This window comes from Paenibacillus sp. S150 (assembly GCF_019352175.1).
GTDB lineage: Bacteria > Bacillota > Bacilli > Paenibacillales > Paenibacillaceae > Paenibacillus_AQ.
The window spans coordinates 60,338-84,617 of the sequence record NZ_JACBYI010000028.1 but is presented as its reverse complement, the minus strand read 5'-3'; the positions used below and the strand labels follow the sequence as shown (position 1 = coordinate 84,617).

The 24,280-nt window shown below is 53.4% G+C and carries 20 protein-coding genes; 5 read left to right on the top strand and 15 right to left on the bottom strand.

The features are described from left to right. Positions 1-1,558 precede the first annotated feature (1,558 nt). The 12 genes from HYD27_RS21965 to HYD27_RS21910 all read right to left on the bottom strand — a co-directional run bounded on the left by HYD27_RS21965 (position 1,559) and on the right by HYD27_RS21910 (position 15,295). Positions 1,559-2,548: an aldose 1-epimerase gene (locus HYD27_RS21965; protein ID WP_219218675.1), complete on the bottom strand. Its 990-nt coding sequence runs from the start codon at positions 2,546-2,548 to the stop codon at positions 1,559-1,561. Positions 2,549-2,630: 82 nt separating this feature from the next. Then, the gene (locus HYD27_RS21960) at positions 2,631-3,353 is read right to left on the bottom strand and encodes an MgtC/SapB family protein (RefSeq protein ID WP_219218684.1); all 723 of its coding nucleotides are present in this window, start codon (positions 3,351-3,353) and stop codon (positions 2,631-2,633) included. Positions 3,354-3,598: 245 nt separating this feature from the next. Then, positions 3,599-4,390, bottom strand: coding sequence for an SDR family oxidoreductase (locus HYD27_RS21955; RefSeq protein ID WP_219218673.1), 792 nt, complete (start codon positions 4,388-4,390; stop codon positions 3,599-3,601). 107 nt (positions 4,391-4,497) lie between these two features. Continuing rightward, positions 4,498-5,610: a rhamnogalacturonan acetylesterase gene (locus tag HYD27_RS32135; RefSeq protein WP_228745250.1), complete on the bottom strand. Its 1,113-nt coding sequence runs from the start codon at positions 5,608-5,610 to the stop codon at positions 4,498-4,500. 1 nt (position 5,611) lies between these two features. After that, positions 5,612-6,451, bottom strand: a complete 840-nt coding sequence (locus tag HYD27_RS21945; protein WP_219218671.1) for a carbohydrate ABC transporter permease — start codon at positions 6,449-6,451, stop codon at positions 5,612-5,614. Positions 6,452-6,454: 3 nt separating this feature from the next. Next, a complete protein-coding gene (locus tag HYD27_RS21940; RefSeq protein WP_219218682.1) occupies positions 6,455-7,348 on the bottom strand; it encodes a carbohydrate ABC transporter permease in 894 nt (297 codons plus the stop codon). A gap of 118 nt (positions 7,349-7,466) precedes the next feature. Next, on the bottom strand, positions 7,467-8,798 hold the full coding sequence (locus HYD27_RS21935; RefSeq protein ID WP_219218669.1) for an ABC transporter substrate-binding protein: 1,332 nt from the start codon (positions 8,796-8,798) through the stop codon (positions 7,467-7,469). A 142-nt stretch (positions 8,799-8,940) separates the two neighbouring features. Further along, positions 8,941-10,500 (bottom strand): response regulator transcription factor, encoded by a 1,560-nt coding sequence (locus HYD27_RS21930; RefSeq protein ID WP_219218666.1) that lies wholly within the window; start codon positions 10,498-10,500, stop codon positions 8,941-8,943. Continuing rightward, a complete protein-coding gene (locus tag HYD27_RS21925; RefSeq protein ID WP_228745249.1) occupies positions 10,475-12,217 on the bottom strand; it encodes a sensor histidine kinase in 1,743 nt (580 codons plus the stop codon). Before HYD27_RS21925 ends, HYD27_RS21930 begins: the two co-directional genes overlap by 26 nt. Before the next feature lie 276 nt (positions 12,218-12,493). After that, positions 12,494-13,288 carry an ABC transporter ATP-binding protein gene (locus HYD27_RS21920; protein WP_219218662.1) on the bottom strand — a complete coding sequence of 265 codons (795 nt, stop codon included), beginning with the start codon at positions 13,286-13,288 and terminating at the stop codon, positions 12,494-12,496. Then, positions 13,275-14,201 (bottom strand): ABC transporter permease, encoded by a 927-nt coding sequence (locus HYD27_RS21915; RefSeq protein ID WP_219218660.1) that lies wholly within the window; start codon positions 14,199-14,201, stop codon positions 13,275-13,277. The genes HYD27_RS21920 and HYD27_RS21915 overlap by 14 nt, the downstream gene beginning before the upstream one ends. Before the next feature lie 68 nt (positions 14,202-14,269). Next, positions 14,270-15,295 (bottom strand): ABC transporter substrate-binding protein, encoded by a 1,026-nt coding sequence (locus HYD27_RS21910; RefSeq protein ID WP_219218658.1) that lies wholly within the window; start codon positions 15,293-15,295, stop codon positions 14,270-14,272. 331 nt (positions 15,296-15,626) lie between these two features. Here HYD27_RS21910 and HYD27_RS21905 point away from each other — a divergent pair, with 331 nt between their 5' ends. Beyond that, positions 15,627-16,556: a C40 family peptidase gene (locus HYD27_RS21905; protein WP_219218656.1), complete on the top strand. Its 930-nt coding sequence runs from the start codon at positions 15,627-15,629 to the stop codon at positions 16,554-16,556. A 953-nt stretch (positions 16,557-17,509) separates the two neighbouring features. Here the strand turns inward: HYD27_RS21905 and HYD27_RS21900 are convergent. Further along, positions 17,510-20,209, bottom strand: coding sequence for a cation-translocating P-type ATPase (locus HYD27_RS21900; protein ID WP_375373938.1), 2,700 nt, complete (start codon positions 20,207-20,209; stop codon positions 17,510-17,512). Between the two features lie 107 nt (positions 20,210-20,316). Beyond that, positions 20,317-20,508 carry a DUF2500 domain-containing protein gene (locus HYD27_RS21895; RefSeq protein ID WP_219218655.1) on the bottom strand — a complete coding sequence of 64 codons (192 nt, stop codon included), beginning with the start codon at positions 20,506-20,508 and terminating at the stop codon, positions 20,317-20,319. Between the two features lie 215 nt (positions 20,509-20,723). Between HYD27_RS21895 and HYD27_RS21890 the strand changes: the two genes are divergently transcribed. Genes HYD27_RS21890 through HYD27_RS21875 form a run of 4 tightly spaced genes read left to right on the top strand, consistent with a single transcriptional unit; the run spans position 20,724 to position 23,809 of the window. Next, positions 20,724-21,146, top strand: coding sequence for a hypothetical protein (locus HYD27_RS21890; protein ID WP_219218653.1), 423 nt, complete (start codon positions 20,724-20,726; stop codon positions 21,144-21,146). 29 nt (positions 21,147-21,175) lie between these two features. After that, a complete protein-coding gene (locus tag HYD27_RS21885; protein WP_219218652.1) occupies positions 21,176-21,667 on the top strand; it encodes a cation:proton antiporter regulatory subunit in 492 nt (163 codons plus the stop codon). A gap of 3 nt (positions 21,668-21,670) precedes the next feature. Beyond that, positions 21,671-22,915, top strand: coding sequence for a cation:proton antiporter (locus HYD27_RS21880; RefSeq protein WP_219218651.1), 1,245 nt, complete (start codon positions 21,671-21,673; stop codon positions 22,913-22,915). Between the two features lie 33 nt (positions 22,916-22,948). After that, entirely contained in the window at positions 22,949-23,809 is an 861-nt protein-coding gene (locus tag HYD27_RS21875; RefSeq protein WP_219218650.1) for a YitT family protein, read from the top strand. 135 nt (positions 23,810-23,944) lie between these two features. Here the strand turns inward: HYD27_RS21875 and HYD27_RS21870 are convergent, their stop codons facing one another. Next, positions 23,945-24,232: a stage VI sporulation protein F gene (locus HYD27_RS21870; RefSeq protein WP_219218649.1), complete on the bottom strand. Its 288-nt coding sequence runs from the start codon at positions 24,230-24,232 to the stop codon at positions 23,945-23,947. Between the last annotated feature and the right edge of the window lie 48 nt (positions 24,233-24,280).

Here is a 24,280-nt window from a genome sequence, read left to right as displayed (position 1 = left end):
GCAGAATGTTCGAGATTGAAGTAGACTTTTTCATGAGGTCGCCTCGTTTCGGATGTTTGTGGAGTACAAACACTTTACCGAATGAGCGGCCTTTTTGCTACCTTTTTTTGGATAATCAACAGGCCTGGAAAAAGTACAACTAATCCAGCGCATTCGGATTCCGGGTCATCCCTAGTGGGAAAAAGTACAACTAATCCGGCGCATTCGGATTCCGGATCATCCCTAGTGGGAAAAAGTACAACTAATCCGGCTGAAATCAGCCATATGGAGGGAGTGGGCCTCTATTAAGTGTACAAAATCCCACTAAAGCCCGTTGAAACCAGAATTCCAGCCCATTAGTGTTACTTTTTACACTTCGCTTCCGTTCCCTATGAACCTCCTTGCGTTCCATCAGCGTTTTCAGGTACGCCAGTTCAATTCATATACATTCAATTACCTTTTTACTAAATTACCTTTTTGGCTCAAAACCAAAATCAGCGAGTGACGATGTGAATGAAGTCCGCTGCGGATTCAGAGGGTTCTTCCGGCCGCTGCTAAAGCCCGGTTTCCGGATTGGAATAAGATTGCAGGTTGAAACCGGTTTTTAAAAACGAACAGTATCGTTTCTCCAGAATTCCTCTGGCCCTCCGCTATGTCTGCACTTAGTGCCGGCCCCTAATTTTTAGATGGAGCCAGCTTTTTCCCACGATTCCTTTAAGACTTTTCCGTCCGTGTAAGTGTACTAATTCTTACGAATTCCACTTTATTCCATTCCACTTCACGTCCCTGCCCCGGTAGCGGCCTCGGTTGGACCCGCTCTATTTCGCGCTTCCTCCTGCAAAACATAGAACCCACAGACTCAGCACCATTCAGCACGGCTCAGCAAACTCCGCACAACTCAGTACGATTCAGCAAACTCCGCACAACTCAGCAACTCAGCAAACTCCGCACAACTCAGCAACTCAGCAAACTCTGCACAACTCAGCAACTCAGCAAACTCTGCACAACTCAGCAACTCAGCAAACTCTGCACAACTCAGCAACTCAGCACGACCCAGCAAACTCAGCACGACCCAGCAACTCAGCAACCCAGCAACTCAGCACGGCCCAGCAAACTCAGCACAACCCAGCAACTCAGCACGGCCCAGCAACTCAGCAAACTCAGCACCATTCAGCACGATTAAGACGCATTATAATTTTCCCCTAACTTCATACCTGCCCCATCCACAATTGGCAAGAAGCATAATTTCCTGAACAATAACTGGAAACGGATACCGTCCTTATAAGGGCGTTTCAGCGAGAATATAGAAGGATAATTTAATGTGCAAAGCATATAAACCTGAATTTCGAAAGTGAATTGAACAAATCCGGATAGGACAAGGGATAAACCCTCTTTTTCCTTCACCCATTGGGTGCAAGCTGTTTGTAGCAAGAAATCCCTTCGTGTAGAGCTTTTCAGATGATTTGTAGATACTTACTTTCGAAATTCAGGATAAATTATATTCCAAAAAAACAGGGCGCAGCCGCCTTCGCTGCACCCCCTTTGCAATTATAATACCCGACCTTGGCGATCCGGCGGTTTATTTCACGTAGATACGGCTGGTTTCTTCCCAATATTCGCCCGGCTCAAGGCCAAACAATCCGATGTCATCTGCCGGAAGATCAACCTTCGGCGCGTTGACCAGGTTGATTTGCGGTTCCGGACAGAAGAAGCCTTCGGTAGCGCCGTTGTTCCAAATCATCCATTGCTTGTAAGAAGTACCGACATCATATACAAGCGTGACTCCGGCTCGGCTGTCCGTCAGCTCCATACGGTTGCGTCCGTTCTGGGCGGCAGCCGTGTAGTGGTTGTCCATCGGCGCATAGAACGGATATAATCCTTCGTCGCGCAGCGCAATCTCGTCTGCGGTCAGGTCCTGGAACGAGCCGGTTGGCAGCATGCGGCTGCTGAGCTCCCAGCGGTTGCCGATAGTCAGCTTCACGCGGTAATCCTGCGCTGTGCTGCCCGGGGCGAAGGGGGCGTTAATCGCAGTGTGGAAGGCAAGCAGACAGGGCATAAGCTCCTTCCCCTCATTATGCACCAGAAGCTGCTGGGACAAACCGCCTTCGCCAAGGCTGTAGCGCAGCTTGACCGTATATTTAAACGGCAGGTATTGATAGGACGGGTGGTTCTCATCGACTCTGATGGCTACCGTGACGAAGCTTTCGCTTACGCCGCTGCCGAATTCTTCAACCTCCCAAGCCGCTGTATGTAAGAACCCGTGCAGATGGTTGCCTGTTGCTTCCTCATTCACCGGCAGGCGATAGGTTTGTCCGTTCCAGGGAAACTCCCCGTCCTCATAGCGGTTGGGCGGAAAAAGTACAGGGATGCCATGAATCCCCGGGTTGGCCTTAAACGCTTCCATCTCTGCGGCCCCCGGCTCATGCAGAAAACGGTAACCGTTTTCGGTATCGCGGAAGCAGATCAGATTGCCGCCGATGCCGGGCAGAATAGCCGCCTCATAACGCCCGGCTTTGAGCCAGACCGCAGCCTCTCCTTCATATTGTCCTTCGTATGCAGAAATCGACATTGTGTGTTTCTCCTTCCATATTCTCAGAATGACTCTCTCCTAGATAGATTACCACATCTGCCCAGGAGGGAACATGTCATTTTTACAGCTGTTCGACTTCCACGCTCATTACATGGTCAATTTTTTTCACATCATAATAGATTTCGGTTGCATAGTCACGGTCAGACGCGGAGATCACCATGTCGATCATCTGCCTGCCGTCATCCAGATCCTTGATTTTCATCCGCCGGATCGTCCTTCCGTTCTTCTTGGATTTCCGGGATTCGACGACATGGCGCTCTTCGATTTTCTGAATGACATCCGTGAGCACATAATTATGCTCCATAATGATCTTGACGGAGATTTCATGCTTGTTCAGCACCTCCGGCCCGATGAGCTTAATCAGATGCGGGACGGCATTGACAGCGAACATCAGCAGGACAACGGCATACCCCGCCTCTACATAAAAGCCCGCTCCTACCGCGATTCCGATCCCGGACGCCGTCCAGATCAGCGCCGCCGATGTGAGCCCCGAGATGGCATCCCCGCCGCGGCGGAGGATCACACCCGCGCCCAGGAACCCGATCCCGCTGACAATCTGCGCCGCCAGCCGCATCGGGTCCATATTGGGGTGCTCTGTCCCGCCAAATTTATCGTAGGCATGGATGGAGACGAGCGTCACCAGACAGCTCGCAATGCTGATGACCATACTGGTCCGGATCCCCAGCGGTTTCTGCTTCAGCTGCCGGTCAATCCCGATGAACAGCCCGAACAGCATGGCCACAAGCAGCTTAATAATCGATTCCATGTGCAGATTAATGTCCATATTCATAATTGCCCTCTCTTCTAAGCCGATAGAAACAGTATACTCAAGCCGGTACGGCTGCGCCATCCTCACTTTCCAAGCAACGATGGCCGTTATCCCTAACTGGAACAAGAAGAAACGGCATTACCGCCAGCCGCATATGCCCGGTCAGCCCCAGTGGCTGCGCATTATGCAGGTGACGGAACCCGTTTCTCCGGACAACTGTTTAAATTAAGGTATGCCCTTGCAGCCCCGGATAGAAGAGGTCATCCGTGCAGCAGCGATTCGGCCCCGTCGCAATAAATCTCGGTGCCTGTGATGTGGCCGGAGTCATCGGAGGCAAGGAACAGCGCCAGCCTGGCCACTTGGTCCGGGCGGCCCGGTCCCCTCTCCAGCGGCTCTCCGCCATCCGGGAATTCCACGGCAATCTGCACTTCCTTCAAATCCTCGGAAGGATAGGTATTGTCATCAATATTAGTGGTGATCGCCCCCGGACATATCGCATTGACACGGATTTTGTATTGCGCCAGCTCCAGCGCAGCCATCTTCATAAAAGCAACCTGCCCGGCTTTTGTAGTGCTGTAGGCAGAGAAGCCTATATTCGAAAACACCCGGTTTCCGTTAATTGAGCTGTTGATCAATATGCTCCCGCCGTTCTTTTTCAAGAAAGGGATCGCATATTTGACGGTGGCGAAGGTGCCTCGCAGATTGATATGCATCGTCTGGTCCCAGGATTCGATATCCATGGTTTCAATCGGAGCCATCGCTCCGTTAATGCCGGCGTTGGCGAAAACAATGTCCAGCCTGCCCCATTTCGCTGCGGCCTGCTTCACGGCTTCTTCCACCTGGTGCGGCTCGGAGATGTCACATTCAATGACCAAGGCTTCACCGCCTTCTGCCTCCACCTGGCGGCGAACCTTCTCCGCATGCCCGACCGTGCGGTCCAGCATGGCTATCTTCGCCCCGCTGCGCGCAAAAGCCAGCACCGACGCCCGTCCGATTCCCGAGCCGCCGCCGCTGACAATTGCCACCTTGCCTTCAAGCTTCTTATCTGCCATATCTGCAGTCCCTCCTCAAAGTTGATGCGCTGTCAGTTAAGTTCTTTCCTTAACCTTTACCTCGCATACCGGGGAGTGAATCCGCAAAACGGCTGCTGCCAGTTATATTACTCGCCATGGCGCAAGTGAATAATCAGGTCATTCAGCCCGGCCTCGCGGATGCCAAGGACCACAAGCTCTGCCAGCAGCCGGGCACCCTGAATTTGAAAATGGGTATTGTCCTGAACACCCGCAGGATGGCAGAGGTATTCACCCGGATAACTCCACATGAACAGCTCCTTGCTGCCCTCCGGCCCATAGGCTTCAAAAAGCCTGCGGCTTTTGGCCTCCAGATCAATCAGCGGCACCTGCTCATCAGCGGCCAGTTCCCGCATTGCCGTCAAATAATCGCCATGGGTATCCACGATCAGGCCTTCACCGTCAAAGCGGCGCCGGTGCATGGAGGTAACCAGCACCGGATTGGCCCCGGCATCCCTTGCAGCCGTAATCATCGCCAGCAGATGCTCCTTATAGGTCGTATAAGGCTCAGTGTGCCGGGCTTCATCGGGCTTGGAATCATTGTGGCCGAACTGGATGAACAGATAATCCCGCTCCCTGAGGTCATTGCTGATCCGCTGCAGGTGGCCTTCATCTATGAAGCTCCGCGTGCTGCGTCCCGACAAGGCGCGGTTATCCACAGCCGCTCCGGACCTGAAGAACAGCGGGAGCATTTGCCCCCAGCCCGCATACGGGTAGCCCTCCTCCCCCTGATCGGTCACCGTGGAATCTCCGGCCAGCACAACCGCCAGCGCTTCGCTGTCTTCCTGAATCTCCAGCGCGTTAATCCGCGGCGCCAGTCCCGAAAAGGAAAGACTGAGCTGTCCTCCGCTGATTCTAAGCGAGAACGATTCCCGCAGCGTCTGCCCTGCCGGAACATTCAAGGGTTCCAGCACAGCCTTCCAGTTGCCCGCCTTAATTACAGTGCTGGTGTCGGCGAGAGGGTCACCGGCCAGCACCGTAACCCGATACATCCCGTCCGGCACATCGGCCAGAAATCTTGCCTTCTGCGGAATGCAAAAGTCGCTTTGAAGCGTATCCGCTCCCCCCCGGGACCGCCCGAATACGGACGAACCGGGAGCAAAGCCGAAGCCTTGCTCAGCGGTGTAGAGGCTGTCCGGTGTTACCTTGGCGTACCCTGGCGCAGCAGCCTGCAGTCCAAAATCAAAACAATAGCTTCTCATATCAGCCCTTCAGACCGCTGGTGCTGATGCCGTCCACGATCTGCTTCTGGAAGATGAAGAAGATCAGCATGACCGGTGCAAGACTCAGCACGGACATGGCGAACATCGGCCCCCAGTTGGACACGGACTCACTGTCCAGGAACATTTTGAGACCCATGGACACCGTATACTTGGACGGTGAATTCAGATACAGCACAGGTCCCAGCAGATCCTCCCAGCGCCAGTAGAAGGAGAAGATCGCCGCTGTTGCCATCGAAGGACGGATCAGCGGGAGGATAATCTTGTAATAGAGTCTGAATTTGCCGCAGCCGTCGATCGTTGCCGCTTCATCCAGCTCGGCGGGAATCGTGCGGATGAACTGCAGCATCAGAAAGATAAAGAATGGGACCCCGAAGAATTGCGGAATCACGATTGGCCGTATGCTGTCCAGCCAGTTCAGCTTCGTATAAATAATATATTGCGGAACCAGGACAACGTCGGCCGGCAGCATCAGGGTCATCATCATAATCCCGAACCACAGGCCATGGCCGACAAATTTGTTGCGGGCGAAGCCGAAGGCGACCAAGGAGGAAGAGAATACTGCGCCCACAGTGGCTACGATTACGATGACAAAGGAATTTTTGATGAAGACGCCGAAGGAATAGCCCGCGACGCCTTCCCAGCCTTTGGCGTAATTGCCCCATTCCCAAGGCTGCGGGAACAGAGTCTGCGCTGTAACAAACACCAGGCGGCTTTCCTTGAAGGAGCTCATAACCATCCAGAGAATCGGGTAGAGCATGATGATCGCGAGCCCGCCGATAAGAATGTGATAGATCGGCCATTTGATCTTGTTTTTTGTCATGGCTCACTTTCCTCCCGATTCGTAGAAGACCCACGATTTGGATGTTTTGAACAGAATACCCGTCATAATGCCGACCAGCAGCAGCATCACCCAGGCCATGGCCGAGGCATAGCCCATGTTGTTGAACATAAAGGCCTGGCGGAACAGGTACAGGGAATAGAGCATCGTCCCGTCCATTGGGCCGCCCTCGCCCTTAGAGATGATATACGCGGGCACAAAGGTCATGAAGGCGCTGATCGTCTGCATAACCATATTGAACAGGATCACGGAGCTGAGCAGCGGCAGGGTGATTTTGAAGAATTTGCGGAAAAAGCCCGCCCCATCCACACTTGCCGCTTCATACATCTCACCCGAGATATTTTTCAGTCCGGCCAGAAAGATCAGCATCGATGAGCCGAACTGCCAAACCGACAGCGTAATCAACATGAACAGCGCGGCGTTCGGGTTGCCGAACCAGCTTACCGGTCCCAGACCGAAGAAGCCCAGCATGCCGTTGATAATTCCGGTATCGCTGAAAATATTGCGCCACATGATCGAGACCGCCACGCTGCCCCCGATGATGGAAGGCAGGTAATACACCGTGCGGTAAGCGCCCACCATTCTGGACTTGGTATTCAGAATCATGGCCACGAATAAGGCAAAGCCCAAACGGAGCGGCACGCCGACGAACACATAGAGCAGTGTTACCCTCAGAGAATTCAGGTATTTGGGATCGCCCGTGAACATCTTGATATAGTTGTCGAAGCCGATCCAGCGGGGCGGGGCGAACAGATTATACTTGGTAAACGACAGATACAGGGATATGGCCATCGGCACCAGCGTGAAGCAAAGAAAGCCGATAATGAAGGGACTGATAAAGGCGTAGCCCGTCAAATTTTTGCGCAGCCTCTGGCCCAGCGGCTTCTTCGCTCTGTAGGCGCCCGGATTTGCGGAAAGGGGATTGCTTAAGCCCAAGGTTCTCCAACTCCAATCTTCTTAGAATTCACAGTATGGTCTTCACCGGTCTGACAGTGGATCAGCGGTTTGCGAGAATATCGCTCGCTTCTTTGCGGAACTGTGCCGCAGCGGCATCCGGTGCGATCTGTCCGAAGTTCATCTGCTCCGCAAGGTCGGTCAGCAGGGCAACCACTTCCGGCGAGCCTACAGGAGGACTCATTGGAGAAGTTTTCGGCTCCATATCGGCGACGAACTTGAACACCTGCTTGCCGGAATCGGTTAATTCTGCCGCCAGGGATTCCTTGATTTTGCTTGAAATGGGCACGCCGCGTTCACCCTTGATCAGCTTGTTGGCTTCGGCGTTGTTGGTCCAGAAATCAACGAATTTAGCCGCTTCTTCTTTGACTTTGGAATTGGCCGTAATGGACCAGTACATACTTGGCTGCATGTACAAACCTTTTTCCATATCCGGCCCAGGCATTTGCGCCAGCTCCATCGGACGGTTTACGGCGATTTGCAGCGCCACGTACTGGTTCGACCATTGCCAGATGCCCACACCGGTTCCCTTCACAACATCCGTTTCTTCGATAACTCCTTTGTTCTGGCTCAGTTTGTCTTGCGAAGGAACCGCCCCTTGGGCAATCAGATCAGAGAGCATTCCGAAGAAGTCACTGAACAGAGCATCATCCTCATAGCCCAGCGCGGAGCCGTCAGTGTTGTAGAGCGACAGGCCCTTGGTGCGCAGGTAGTAGTTGAAGAAGACATCCGCAGCCATTGAGGTATCCATGTAAAGACCGGCCGCCTTTGCTTTCAGGGCAATTTCCTTGTAATCGTCCCAGGTCCAATTCTCAGGAATGGATTCCACCCCGGCCTTTTTCAGCAGCTCCGGGTCATATTGAAACCCAAGCACGTTGACCCCCAGCGGGATACCATACTGCTTGCCGTCGATATTGCCGGTAGCCAGCACGTTTTCATTCACATCTTCCACCTGAATCGTCTGGTTCAGAAAAGGCGTCAACTCCTCCAGCTGGCCGTTGGAGCCGTATTGGTTGATATAGGACACGTCCATTTGCACGATATCGGGAAGGCGGTTGGCCGCTGCCTGGGGAGCAAGCTTTTTCCAGTAATCATCAAATGACGCATATTCGGGTTCAATCTTCACATTCGGGTTCTGGGCTTCGTACATGTCTATGACCTGCTGGGTGTACGAATGGCGCGTATCTCCGCCCCACCAGGCAATGCGCAGAGTCACAGGCTCCGATGAGCTGGCCGCCGTTGCTGAAGCGGGCTGGTTGCCTGCTGCATCCGTGGCAGCCGAATCCTGTGTGTTGTTATTGTTGCCGCCGCAGCCCGCCAGCATGGACAGCAGCATGGGAACAGCCAATAATGCGAATCTCTTTTTCAATTTCATATCTCCCCTTTTCGTAAAATGAGTAGGAAGTCCAGGTTATTGGTAACGCTTCCATATGTAAATTCTCTCAAATTCCACCGCTTTCTTGAATACAAAAAACCGTCATCTTTGTTCAATAATCAGGTTCAATAATCACTTTCATTCACTGCGGCTTCATAAAATCCGTCGGCGTCATTCCGGTAACCTTCTTGAACACCTGGCTGAAATACTGGGCATTGCCGCCAAAGCCGTACAGCTCCGCCAGCTCGAACACCTTCACATCGCCGCTGCGGATAATATGCTCGGAGGCCTTGCCGATCCGGTAATTGGCCACATAGTTGGAGAACTTCTCACCGGTCACTTTTTTGAATATCTTTCCGAGATAATCCGGGTTCATATACAGCATCTCTGCGGCCACCGAGCCGAGCGACAGCTCCGAATTGCAATAATCCGCCTCTATAATGCGCAGCATTTTATCCACAATGGAGGATTGGCGGGTCATGAAATGGCGGTCATACATCGCAGTAAGGCGTTCTGCCGCTTTCATCACATAGGCCTTGAGACTGCCCAGGGTTCCAAGCTCTGCCAGCTCCGCCAATCCGGAGGTGAAGCTGCTCCGCTCATCGGGAAGACATAGCCGGATCATCGCCGAGTACAGCTGGAGCACATAGGAACGCGTCACGTTAATATCAAAACGCTGGTCCGCGAGCAGGCCGAATAAGCGCTCCAGCTCGTTGTCCACGGCAACCTGATCCCCTGCTTTGACCAGCAGGCAGATCTGCTCCTCATTAAGCTCAATTTCATTTCTGCCGCTGAGCTCATCAGCAGGAATATCGCTTCCGGTGATCAGACTGCCCTCCTCCAGGTAAAAGCGGTGATTCATGCACTGCAGCGTCTGCCGGTACAGGCTGCGCGAATGGATCATCCGCCCTTTGTCGCTCACAGCGATTGTTGCATGGATTTTGTAAAAGTTGAAAAAGATCTCCTGCACCTCGGCAATCCGCTCCAGCAGGTCACTCTGATTGTCCGCTGCCTCCGGCTGTTCCAGCAGGATCAGCAGCTGCGCGCCGATAGTCGTGCTGAGAAGCACCTCGGCCAGCATGTCCTGGGCAATATTTTGCAGAGCGAACAGATGCTCATATTCAAAGGACTCCTCCAGCCGGAACAGGATCAGTCTGACACTTTTTCCGCCCAATTCAATGCCGAACAGCTCCTGATAGTAGTCCAGGTCCCGGCTTCCATAGGTTTTGTTGGAGATCCATTCCTTCAGAAATTGCTCTTTGACATGCGGCAGCACCTTGGTCAGGCGGTGCTTCATCTCGGTTGCGAACTGCTCGCGGCTAATCCGCTCGTCCAGCTCCTGCACAAGCTCGGTCAGCGCCTCTTGAATCTGCTGCTCATTGCAGGGCTTCAGCAGATAATGCTTCACGCCGTGCTGCATGGCGCTGCAGGCATAATCGAAATCCTTGTAGCCGGTCAGCATCACAAACTTTATTGCAGGGTACCTTTCGCTGCATTGTTCTACAAGCCCCAATCCATCCAGCCCCGGCATGGAAATATCGGTGATTACAATGTCCGGACTTAACAGCTCTATTTTGTCCAGCGCCTCAATGCCGTTGCGCGCCGTTCCCGCCAGCTCGGTTCCCGCCTGCTCCCAATCCACCACCTGGGAGATTCCTTCCAGAATCAGGCGTTCATCATCCACCAGCAGCAATTTGTACATGTCTGATTTCTCCTCTCAAATACGGGATATACACATGAATCGTCGTGCCGGCGCCCGGTTCGCTCTCAATTTCCGTTCCCCACTCCTGCCCAAACACGATCTGTATGCGCTCTTTGATATTGGCCAGCCCAATCCCCTCACCGCGCGTCGGAATCCTGCCCTGCTCCAGCTCACGGATGAATTCAGCCGTCATTCCCGGGCCGTTGTCCGAGACCTTCAGATCCAGCCCCTCCGCTGTGCGGAAAATGGAAATCGAAATGGCGCAAGGCTCAATATTCGGCTCCAGCGCATAACGGATCGCATTCTCCACGAGCGGCTGCAGCGTCAGCTTGGGAATCATTGCATCCAGCAGGTCATCAGGCACCTCCAGCCGGAAATCCAGCCGCTCCTCGAACCGGGTACGCTGGATAATCACATAGCTGCGGACGATATTAAGCTCCTTCTCCAGCGGGATCAGCGGATCTTTAAGCCCTATTGAGCTGCGCAGCAGGAAGCCCAGCGCCTCAACCATTTCCGAGATTTGCTTCTGCTTATTGACCTTCGCGAGCCAATTAATCGACTCCAGCGTGTTGTAGAGAAAATGGGGATTGATCTGGGCTTGAAGCGCTTTCAGCTCCGTCTCCCGAATCACCAGCTGCTTGGCATAATTCTCATCAATCAGCTCGCGGATGCGGCGGATCATCATTTTGAAGGTGCGGTTCAGCTGGCTTACCTCGTCCTGCGCGGTTTGCGAGACAATGCCGAGTGCCTGCTCTTCCAGATTGTCCAGGTCGCCTTTTTCGATCCGCCGCATTTTCTCCGTCAGCTTGGTGATTGGCCGCACCAGGCTTCTTGCCAGCCTGTACCCCAGCAGCAGCCCCAGCAGCAGAATGCAGCCAAAGATGAAGACGACCAGTCTTTTGACAAACATGATCTGCTTGAACATTTCATTGAACCGCGTGGCGTTGATGTAGGTCCAGTCCATGTACGATGAGTTCGTTTTGGCCACAAAATAAGTTCCCTTGCTGTACCCGACGGTCCGGTAAGCTTCCGGACGCTGCGCTTCCTCGGCCAGCTCCTCCGGCAGCAGGAGCGGCTCTCCGGGATAAATCGAACGCCCGGTACTCTTATCCACTACAATAAGCTGGCCTCCATCCTCAGCGATGCTGGTGCTGTCGGCAATAATCCTTTCCACGCGGATACGGATGACAAGCGTCCCCAGATTGTCCAGCGTAAAGGTGGACCCGGTGTACGATTTGATCTGCCGCACTGCAAGCAGTGAATTCTTGCTGCCCTGTGTGAACCAAACGTTGCTCCCGGAGCCTTGGGCGGCGAGCGGCTTGAGCTGATCCTGCAGCGCCTGTGATACCCATTCCCGGTTGCCGGCAGTCATCGCACCGTCATTCGCGTCCATCAGCATCATCGAATACACATATTTCTCCGCACCCGCAAAAGCCACCAGCCGGTTGATAATCTTGTTATGCAGCAGCTGCCTTTGATAGGGGGATGGGTCGTCCAGCAGCTGTCGCAGGCAGTTCTGGATCTGCTCATCCGAGACGACTGTGAAGGACAGCTGCTCCAGCTCCTTGAGCTCGTTTTCGATGCTGATGGACGACATGCCCAGCACCTCCGAGGCTTTCTCATAAATTTGATGGTCGTAGATACGATATACATACTGGAGGAAAATGAGCGAAAATAAAAAGGAAAGCAGCAGCAGAAACGAAATCAGCATAATCATTTTGTTAAAAATCCCCGAGTTTTTGAAAGCGCTATTATTTTTAAAAACCGTCATGCGTCTCACTCTGCCTTCTCTGTGGATTCTTCAAACGGAACACGATGCAGAACAATGCCCGTTTCAGCAAGAACTAAAATGATCCAGGATAATGTTAAACATACATTGATTATATATTATACGAAAGTGTCTTCCATGGAAATATAAACCAAAAAAACTTGGAAAAGCAGCCACAATCAACCGCCTTCCAAGTTATGGGATTCCCTTCTTCTGTTCCGCCTTTTACCCGAGCATCATCCGGTCATCCGCCAGCTTATGCCCGCTGATGGCCTCGAATTCGCCAAGCAGCCGTTCTACGGTGAGATCCTGCTTGCGGTCCTCAGTAATATCCAGAATGATGCTTCCCTTGTCCATCATAATCAGCCGGTTGCCAAGCCGGATGGCTTGCTCCATGTTATGGGTAACCATGAGCGTCGTCAGCTTCAGCTCGCGGACAATGGACTCGGTCAGCCGGGTGATCAGCTCGGCACGCGCAGGATCAAGCGCCGCCGTGTGCTCGTCCAGCAGCAGAATCCTTGGCTCCGTGAAGGTGGCCATCAGCAGACTCAGCGCCTGACGCTCCCCGCCGGACAGCAGGCCTACCTTGGCCCGCAGCCTGTTCTCCAGGCCAATGCCAAGCCTGCTCAGCTGCTCGCGGAACAGGACCCGCCGCGCAGCTGAGACGCCGAAGGACAAGCCCCGGTTCTGGCCCCGCTTGAAGGCCATCGCCAGATTCTCCTCAATTGTCATATGCGGAGCAGTCCCGGCCATCGGGTCTTGGAAGACCCGCCCGATCCAGCGGGCGCGCTGGAACTCCGCCAGGCTGCTGATTGAGCTGCCCTCAATGCGGACTTCGCCGAGATCCGGCTTCATTACGCCGGAAATGACATTCATCAGTGTAGACTTGCCCGCGCCGTTGCTGCCGATAATGGTCACGAAATCTCCGGCGCGCAGCTCCAGATCAATTCCCAGCAGCGCGATCTTCTCATCCGGTGTCCCGGGATTGAACAGCTTGGATACCCGATCAAGCTTTAGCATCGGCTGCACCCCCTCTCTTGCCTTCCAGCGCCTGCTCCGCCAGCTCGGCGCTGCGTCTGCGCGCCGTCCTCTTCTGCTTCATGAAACGCTGAACCGACGGGAATACCAGCGCAATAATCACTATAATTGCAGTAATCAGCTTCAGATCCGAGGCCTGCAGCCAATCGACCCGCAACGCCAGCGCCACAACGATACGGTAGACAATGGAGCCCAGCACAACCGCCAGCGTCGCCCGGAACACATTGCCGGCTCCAAAGATGGCCTCGCCGATAATCACTGAAGCCAGCCCGATCACAATCATGCCTATTCCCATTGTGGAATCGGCAAAGGCGGAATATTGGGCGATCAGCGCTCCTGAGAGTGCCACCATGCCATTGGCCAGGCTGATGCCCATAATGGTCGTCGTATCTGTATTGACACCGAGGCTGCGGATCATGCGGGCGTTGTCCCCGGTTGCCCGCAGGGCGAGGCCCAGATCGGTGCGCAGGAACAGATCCATCAGGATTTTAACCGCAATCATCACAAACGGCATAACAAGCAGCGGATTAATTGATGTGAATAATGAAACTTCGCCCATCAGCGAAACGTTGGGCTTCACCAGAATGCGCAGATTAATGGAATAGAGCGCGATCATCATCAGAATTCCGGACAGCAGACCATTGATTCTGCCTTTGGTGTGCAGCAGTCCGGTACACATGCCTGCGGCCATTCCGCCCGCAAGGGCGCAAACCGTGGCCAGCCATGGTGAATGGCCGTGCGTGATCATCACTGCGGCAATCGCACCGCCCGTTGTGAAGCTTCCATCCACAGTCAAATCAGGAAAATCAAGAATACGAAACGTAATATATACTCCTAAAGCCATTAAAGCATACAGCAAGCCCATCTCCACGGCTCCAAGCATTGAATCAACCATTGCTGACTTCCTCCCTCAAACGGCAAGGGACGGCTCTTTCGGAAACGTCCCAATATGATGTCTATAATTTATTGGATGATATTGTTGTCAGGGTCAGCGACTGCGGCCTTCATGGCATCCGTCACTTCAATTCCCTGCGCTGCCGCAGCTTTCAGGTTAAGTATAAGGTCCAGCTTCTCCTGCATGGTTACCTTCATCTCTCCCGGGCTGGTGCCGTTCTTCAGCACCTCCACCGCCATCTGGCCTACCTGGTAGCCATGATCATAATATTTGAAGCCCACGGTGGCAAAAGCACCCTTCTCCACAGTATCGCGGTCCGCCGAGAAAAAGGGGAGCTTGTTGTCATTCGCAGTCTGAATGATGGTGTCCACTGCGCTTACAACCGAGTTATCCAGCGTGATGTACAGGGCATCCACACGGCCGACAAGCGACTCTGCCGCCTGCTTCACTTCCGAGGTGTTGGTGATGGCCGCTTTGACCAGCTCGATGCCGTGCTTGTCCAGCTCTGTCTTGGCGATATCAGCCATAACTACCGCATTCGGCTCCCCTTCGTTGATAATCAGGCCGAGCTTCTTGACGTCCGGCAGCTGTTCGGCGATGAATGCCATCAGACGGGTGATCGACTCGGGATTCGTGTCGGAAGCACCGGACACATTGCCGCCGGGGTGCTCCAGATCCGATACGATCTTGGCATCCAGTGGGTCAGTTACCGCCGCAAAGAGAATGGGCGTCTCCTTGTCTTCAGCCTGGACTACCGACTGTGCCGAAGGCGTCGCAATTGCCAGTACGAGATCATTCTTGTCCGCTGCGATCTTTTGGGCGATGGACAGGTTATTGGATGAGTCCGCCTGGGCATTCTGCAGATCGACCTTCAGATTCTCGCCCTCCACGATTCCTGCATCCTTAAGCGCCGCCAGGAAGCCTTCACGGGTAGCATCCAGCGACGGATGCTCAACATATTGGGAAATGGCAATTTTGTAGGTTTTGGTCTCAGAATTCCCCGATTCCGCAGCCTTGTTATTGTTTGCACCGCAGGCGGTGGCGGACAGCATGAGGCCCAGGCTTAGGCCCAGACCCAGTTTTTTAATTTTCATCAATATAACCCCTCTTCTTTTTACGCATTCAGCGCGTGCAATGATGGCAGCATCTCAGCAGCATCGCTTTCATCTATGAAAGCATGAAAGCAAAAGCTTCCACAAATCTCGCATCCAAACCGTAAAATCTAATAAACTAATCTTATATAAAGGTTGATTTTCCGTCAATCATTTATGAAGGAGCCACAATTTACAATAAACGCACAATGCCGGACATAGAACCGTTTCGGCCGCAGCTTATCCTTGACATTGATTGCCTTCATCCGGATTTACATAAAAAAAAACTCCCTCGCGCAAACTTAAACTACAGTTTGAACATGGAGCGTGCCAAATGACAACAATCAGAACCGCAAAAACCATGGCTGCAGCCGCCTTAGTGACTGCTGCCCTTGTATCCAATAGCGCCTGCAGCTACAGCAAATCCGGCCAGGTTCCCAAGGCCAATTCGGTAACGCCTGCCGGGTCACTCTCAGGAAGCTATTACGAGAAAGCCTCTTTCACCGACAGCCAGGGCAAATACTGGATTCCCTTGAAACCGGCGGCCGCTTCCATCGGCTACCGGATGACGGATGATACCTCAAGCGGCGGATACGCCAAAATCGGCTATACCGATGTTATGTATATGCTGCATCCGGATTCCACGCAAGCGTTCTCCCTGGGACAGCAAATCAAGCTGCCGGATGCCCCGGTGCGCCGAAACGGCCAAATTTATATTACCCCTACCACACTGTCCAAGCTGCTGCAAACCGAGGTCGGCTGGAATCCCCGGACGGGTGAGATTAACGTCGCTTCCCCATCTGACCGCCGGGGAGGTACAGTGACGGGCACAACCGAAACTCCGAAGCCTCTGCGCATTCAGAGCCTGTCGGCCGCAGAGAGCAGTGAACTGGCGGCCTATGCCAAGAAGTTCCTCGGTGTCCCTTATGAGTTCGGGGCAGGGCCTTACGAAGAGACCAAGAAATTCGACTGCTCCTCCTTCACCCGTCATGTCTTCAAGAAGTTTGGCGTAGACCTGCCCCGACTGGCCAAAGACCAGGATAATCTGGGCACACGGGTAAAGCGCAGCGAGCTTGCCGTCGGCGACCTGATCTTCTTCACGGTTCCCGGACGTTTTGAGAGTGATTCGGTTCCCGGACATGTCGGCATCTATATCGGGGACGGCAAGTTCATCCATACCTGGGGAGATCCCGGCGTTCAGATCAGCGAGCTGGACAGCGGCTATTGGAGCAACGTCATCCTCCATATGCAGAGAGTGCTCTAAGCTCCGGCCTATAAGCCTATATACAAGTGGAAACAGCTGCGCCGTCCTTGACCGGGCAGCGCAGCTTTTGCAATTCAGGTGTAAGGCTGGCTGCTGAGCCAGGCGGGAAGCCAAGTGGAAAAGGTCGCTTCATATTCCCCCAGCCGCTTTTTCGCAAGTGTTATGGGAAAAAGGAACTCTAAACGATCTGTTTCGCCCCCTTACAGAGGAATACGCTTACATTAAGATGGAACTTGAACCATTCATCCAAAGAGCAGCCATTTTAGTGGGAAAAAGTACAACTAAGGTAGCGCATTCGGATCCCTGTATCATCCCTAGTGGGAAAAAGTACAACTAATCCGGCTGAAATCAGCCCTATGGAGGAAGTGGGCCTCCATGAAGTGTACAAAATCCCACTAAAGCCCGCTCAAGCCAAAATTCCAGCCCATTAGTGTTACTTTTTACACTTCGCTTCCGTTCCCTATGAACCTCCTTGCGTTCCATCAGCTTGTTCAGGTTCGCCGGTTCCATTCATATAACAGCGGAGCGGTCGGAACGACCCGCGGAAAAGCGGCAGCGGCCGCCTTTGTCCCCGGATTTTCACCGCTAAGGAGAATAAATAAAATCTGGGGACAGCAGCGATTGGAACAACGGTCCGTTCGCGGAGCTTCCGCCCAAAAAGCTTACGTATTTCCTCCGTATAAAAAAGGGCTGACCCAAGCAGCTATTTCATGGCTTTTGAGACAGCCCTTTCAGCGAGAAAGATAAGGCTAATTTATAGCGTGAAACATATAAATTCTTAATCTTTGGACAAAAAATGCAAGAGGATCATGGACTTCGGATAGCCGAAGCCCAGGGACCCCCTTGCATTTTTTTTATAGATTTGAACTCGTGTTTCTTAATGCTTCGAAGCATTTGCTCCTTATATGGATATGGAGGGTGCAAGTGTTTCTGCCTGGTCCCGCAGGACATCATCAGTCCCAATTTTTGCTTTTCCCGCTGATTCGCAGCCCCAGCTTCACCAGTTCAACAAGCACAACAATGGCTGCCGCGGCCCCGCAGACGATTCCCCATTGCAAGCCGCTCAAATGGCTGACTCCGAACCATTCGTTCAGTCCCGGAATGATAATGACCAGCACCAGCAGCAATGCGGATATCACCGAAGCGCCCAGCATATAGCGGTTCGTGAACCAGCCGATCTGGAACAGAGATCTGGTATTGGATCTGACGTTGAAGGCATGGGTTATCTGCAGCAGTCCCAGGGTTGCAAAAGCCATAGTGACCGCAACGCCCTCATTGTAATGGGTATGCGCCCAATAATAGACGAACAGGGTTAACGCCGCTTCGATAAGCCCCTGGTACACAATTCCGACTCCCACGCCTCCGGCAAAAATGCTGCTGCTGGACTTCCGCGGCTTCTTCGACATGACATCGTCTCCGGCTTTCTCCAGACCGAGCGCCAAAGCCGGCAGCGTATCTGTTACCAGATTGATCCACAGGATATGAATCGGCTCAAGAATCCGCCAGCCAATCATTGTGGCAATGAACAGGGTCAGCACCTCCCCCAGATTGGCGGAGAGCAGGAACTGGATTGCTTTGCGGATATTGCTGTATACCTTCCGTCCTTCCTCTACCGCCACGACTATGGTTGTGAAATTGTCATCGGCCAGCACCATATCGGACACACCCTTGGCAACATCCGTGCCCGTGATGCCCATGCCCACCCCGATATCCGCCGCCTTAAGGGCGGGCGCATCGTTGACACCGTCGCCGGTCATTGCCACGATCTTGCCTTTTTGCCGCCAGGCTTTGACAATCCGCACCTTATGCTCCGGTGAAACCCGGGCATAGACGGAATAATCGCTGACCCGCCCGGCGAAATCCTCCTCGCTGATCTTATCCAGCTCCCGGCCGGTAAGCACACTGCTGTCGTCGTCAATGATGCCCAGCCTGATGGCGATGGCGGCTGCGGTATCGCGGTGGTCTCCGGTGATCATCACCGGGCGGATGCCCGCCTTGCGGCAGACAGCCACCGCGTCCCGCACTTCGTCGCGCGGCGGATCAATCATGCCGGCAAGTCCGGCAAATACCAGCTCTTGCTCTGTCTGCTCCGGCGCCCGGTCAGCAGGCAATTGATCCTGATCCCGGAAGGCAAAGGCAAGCACCCGCAGCGCTTCATCGGCCAGTGCCTTATTGTTCTCCGTAATTTGGCGGATATGCTCTTCCGTCAGCGGAATCACTTCACCGTAAGCGTAAATGTGGCTGCATCTTGAGAGAAGCACATCGGGTGCGCCTTTGGTCAGCACACGGAACTTGCCGTCCTCCACCTCATGGATCGTTGTCATCAGCTTGCGGTCCGAATCGAAGGGCAGCTCGCCCTTGCGCGGATATTGCTTCTCCAGCTCCCGCTTGTCGGTGCCTATGCTAAGCGCATAGTCCACCAGTGCCGTTTCTGTCGGATCGCCGATGATCGCCTTGCCGCTTTTCGTCTGTTCTGCTGCCTTGCCCTCATCGATGCTGGAGTCATTGCAGAGCGTCATCGCCTGCACCAGCCGTTCGCTGCCGCGAAGCCCGGCAATGGACGCTCCGGCATCGACCTTCTGGCCGTCCACGTACAGCTTTTCCACAGTCATCTTGTTCAGAGTCAGCGTACCGGTCTTGTCGGAGCAGATAATTTCTGTGCTGCCCAGCGTTTCGACCGCAGGGAGCTTGCGGATAATGGCTTTGCGTTTGGCCATCCGCTGGACGCCAAGCGCCAGAATGATGGTCACGATGGCCGGCAGCCCTTCGGGAATGGCGGCTACCGCCAGTGAGATGGAAGTAAGCAGCATATCCAGCAGCTCTCTGCCCTCCAGCAGCCCAACGGCGAAGATGACAACGCAAACTCCCAGAATAATAAAGGTGAAGTATTTCCCCAGCTCATCCAGTTTCTTTTGCAGCGGGGTAACATCGGATTCCGCCTCGGAGATGAATCCGGCGATTCTTCCGACCTCTGTCTCCATGCCGGTCGCTGTAACCACACCCACGCCTCTGCCGTAAGTGACACTGCTGCTCATATAAGCCATATTTGTCCGGTCTCCCAGCACCAGATCATGGCCCTCCAATACTCCGGCTTGTTTGTCCGAAGGCAGGGACTCGCCGGTCAGCGCAGCTTCTTCAGTCTGCAGCGAGGCCGTTTCCAGCAGCCTGACATCGGCAGGGACCACATTGCCGGCTTCCAGCAGCACGATATCGCCGGGCACCAGCTCCTCGCTTTTGATCTCGGTGACCTGTCCGCCCCGGCGGACCCTTGCCTGCGGGGAGGACATGCTCTTGAGCGCTTCCAGCGCCTGCTCTGCTCTGTTCTCCTGGATGACGCCCAGCACCGCGTTCAGGATCACAACCAGCAATATGATGACCGTGTCTGTCCATTCTCCCAATATGCCCGACAATACCGCGGCGGCCAGCAGAATAAAGATCATTACATTTTTGAATTGCTCAAGAAATTTGGCCAGCAGCGATTTGGTTTGCGTTTCCTTCAGCACATTTTTCCCATAACGCTCCAGCAGCTGCGAAGCTTCCTCCTTGGTTAATCCCTGCTCCCTGGAGCTCAGTCTTTTCAGTACCTCGGCAGTGTCCAGTGAATGAAATGCGGTGTTATCCTTAGTCTGTGTCTTTGCAGAATCCGGATTCAATATGGCAGCTCCTTCCCTTATTCATGATATAGGCTTGCTCCTCATATGGAGTTTTACCCAAAAATAGCCGGGGAATTCTGATAACATATGTATAAATATCAAAGTTCTCAGCGCACAAAGCCTTTGAACCGCGTCCCCTGATAGCTGAGGCGGCCTTTGTCCCCCTCCACAATCAATCCGAATTCACGGTCGGGAACCATCAGTTCCGCCCGGCTGCCATCCTGAAATTCAAAGGTAACATAAAAACACTGGAATATCCTGGATAAAACCCTGAAATCCGCTGCGCTGTCCGTAATCATTGAAGGCGTTAAAACTGCTCCATCCGTTCAAATTATCCGCTTCCTCTGCAAATTTATTTTATAAATTCAACTTTACTACGATTTACGCAGTATAGCTGGTCCGGTTTCAGCTTTTCATGATCTTTTTCAGCAAAAAAATCAAACTTCGATTTGGTTCAGTCCAAGGTCGTATGTTATGCTTAATATACAATATACAGTAAGGAGGTGATCCCAGGATGTCATATCTAGCGCGTATACCCATGTTCAGACTGCTGCAGCTTGCGCTTATCCCCCTGCTTCTGCTGTCTTTGCTGGCTGTTAATTCGCAGGTGCTTAACAGCAGCGGGCAGGAGAACAGCCGCTATGAAGTTGAACGGCATGAGCATAAAATCATCCAGCCGTTCCTTATCCATACGACGCAGCTGAAGTTTCTTCCGAACCTGCGCCTGAATCATCCGGGGATCATTCCGGATTTTCCGCCGGAGACTTCCGCCGCTGTGCTTGTGGTATCGCTGCACCCCGTTATTTATTTGATGATGAAGCGTCGGCGGCTGTATCCGCTTAAATATACTTCCGATTATGTGAGCATATTCCTTCCGGGCAGACCGGATAAAAATGAAATACAATGCATTCATTTCCGCAAATTGCGGAACAACTAAATGACATCTCAACTGGAGGCTGGACTTTCATGAATTACAGAGAATCGGATTTGCCGGGAATCGGCAAAAAGTTCGTTATGCAGACCCGTGGCGGCGACAAGCTTGTAGTCATCGTCCACGATGACGGCAGGCGCGAGCTGTATCATTTTGAATATGACGACCCCGACCAGAGCATTTCCATGATTACGCTGGATGATGATGAAGCGCGTTATATCTCCGCAATTGTCGGCGGGATTACCTATAAGCCCAAGGCGCTGGAGTCCATTGAGGTGGCGCTGGATGATCTGATTATTGAATGGTACCGGATGGAGCAGGATTACAATTGCATCGGACACAGCATCGGAGAGCTGGATATCCGTGCCCGCGCAGGAGTAACGGTAATTGCCATTATTGAGAAGAACCATAAACACATCAATCCCGGTCCGGAAGTGGTGCTGCCTGCAGAGTGCACCGTTGTTGCCGCCGGGGAGAGACATCAGCATAAACAGTTCAGACACATTCTGCGGAACGGATGTGGTTAATGGATGAGTCATTATATCGTATTTGAAGTAGGCCTTGCTCTGGTGCTGATTGCCTTAGCCGGACTGATCTCGACCAAGCTGCGTTTCTCGGTGATTCCGTTCTATATTCTGATCGGCATGGCCGTTGGCCCGCATGCGTTCAAAATATGGCATCTTGACTTCCGTTTTATCGAGAGCGCCTCCCTGATTGAATTCATGGGCCGGATCGGTGTGCTCTTTCTCCTGTTCTATCTCGGTCTGGAATTTTCGGTAGGCCGTCTGGTCAAAGCGGGACGCTCCATAGTATCAGGCGGAACGATCTATATCCTGATCAATTTCTCACTGGGGCTCCTCCTCGGCTGGGGCCTCGGATTTCCGCTGGAGGAAGTCCTGGTTATCGCCGGCATCACCACTATCTCCTCCAGTGCAATAGTTGCCAAGGTGCTGGTGGATCTGAAACGGACGGCCAATCCCGAAACCGAAATGATTCTCGGGATCATCATGTTTGAGGATGTTTTCCTCGCTGTCTACATCTCCATCCTGTCGGGACTTGTGCTCAGCGGCTCATCTTCGCTTGGCGGAGTGCTGCTGTCCGCCCTGATTGCCCTGGGATATATGCTGGCACTGCTGATCATTGGCCGCAAGCTGGTCCCCTGGCTGAACAGGGTGCTTAATATCCACTCCAGTGAGCTGTTTGCGCTGATCATTTTCGCCGCACTCTTTCTGATTGCCGGATTCTCCGAGACGATTCATGTGGCTGAAGCGATCGGTGCACTGCTCGTCGGGCTGGTGCTCGCCGAAACCGAGCACGTGAAACGGATCGAGAAGCTGGTCATTCCTTTCCGCGACTTCTTCGGTGCAATCTTCTTCTTCAGCTTCGGACTGTCGATTGATCCGCTGACCTTGGGCGGAGAAGCGCTCTGGTACTCGCTGGCTGCAGTCATCATTACCTTGATCGGCAACTTTGTAGCAGGTATGCTGGCTGGACGCAGCGCGGGTCTCAGCCCGCGCTCTTCCTCTAACATCGGCCTGACCATTGTCTCCAGAGGCGAGTTCTCCATCATCATGGCCAATCTCGGCAAAGCAGGCGGACTGCTTGCCATCCTGCAGCCTTTTGCCGCGATGTATGTGCTTATGCTGGCCATACTCGGTCCCCTTCTGACCAAAGAGTCCAAAGCCATCTATAAGCTGCTCGATAAAGTCTTTAACTTCGAAAAACGGCATCTTGCCCGCAAGTCCAAGCAAGCGGCCATACTGGACAATGAATAATATCCGGTTCTCTCTTGGAAAGGAGGAGAACATGTGAATACTATCTTGAGAAGCGGTGACCTGCCCCGGGGGCGCAAGGCACTGCGCATTATCGGCGTCATTGCCGGCGGCCTGCTTTGCGCAGTCGGACTGGAGCTTTTCCTCATGCCGCACAAGCTCGTACCCGGCGGGATTGCCGGGCTCTCCGCCCTCTTCGCGCACGTTACCGAAATGCGGCTTGGCTTATTCCTGTTCCTGTTCAATCTGCCGTTCATTTTGATCTCACGCAGACAGATTCACCTGCGCTTTGCACTCTATGTCATGCTCGGATTGGTTTGTCTCACCGCCGGCTCGCTGGCTCTGCATCATTATCCGTCCTTAACCGGCGAGCCGCTGACCGCCTCCATCGCAGGCGGGCTCTCCCTGGGCTTCGGGATCGGAATCTCCATCCGCTTCGGAGGGATGAGCGGCGGTGCGGGAGATCCGGGATATGCCTTCCTCGGCAGAGGGCCGACAAAATCGGCTGAGATTGTCATTATGGTGTTGAATTGCGCCATATTATTATTCGGTGGGGCGTTGTTCGGCTGGGATCAGGCGATGTATTCCATTATCGCCTATCTGCTGGCCTTCGAAGCCGTGCGTATCTCTCTGAGGGATCTTGCCCGCACACGCGCGGTCTGGATTACCAGCACCCGCCCTGAAGAAATCCGGCGGGTACTGCGCCACAAGCTTGAACGCGAGGCCAAGCTCGTCAGCGCCCCAGGCCCTCAAGGACAGCCGGGCACGCTGTTCTGCATTGCTAGCAAGCTGGAAGAGGAAGAACTAACGTCACTGGTCCGCTCCTGCGATCAAGACAGCGAGATTGTCTTCCGCACCGTCAACCGCAGCCGGCTGGCCGCCATATTTCGGGATTAGCGGCAAGTATCTGCAATCCCTGACTGAAGCTAAAAAGCGTTCCCGCTATATCCATTTTAGCGGGAACGCTTTTTGGTGTGAAATATAAGCATTCGTATGCATTGCCTCATCCGCAGTCCTTTGAGCGGAAGCCTTCTAGCGGAACATGCCCCACAGCCGGATCAAATGAAAGGTATTGCCCGGGTCAATCTTCTGGGCAATCACAAATTTCACAATTTGCTCTTCCTGCGACGAGGTCAGCTTCTCCCCCATCACAGCCGAAGCATTGCGTACCAGTCTCCGCACTACCGCTGTGTTCTGGAGCTCCTGCTTGGAGATTCCATTGATCATATTCTTAATACGTTCTTTAACAGCCGGATTCTTCATCTTCAGCTTGATGCGATCCACCAGCTGGGGACTGATTCCAAATTGCTGATAGCCCAAGCGCAGCACCTCCAGTCATATCCAATCATTCACAGTATATGAGAGAAG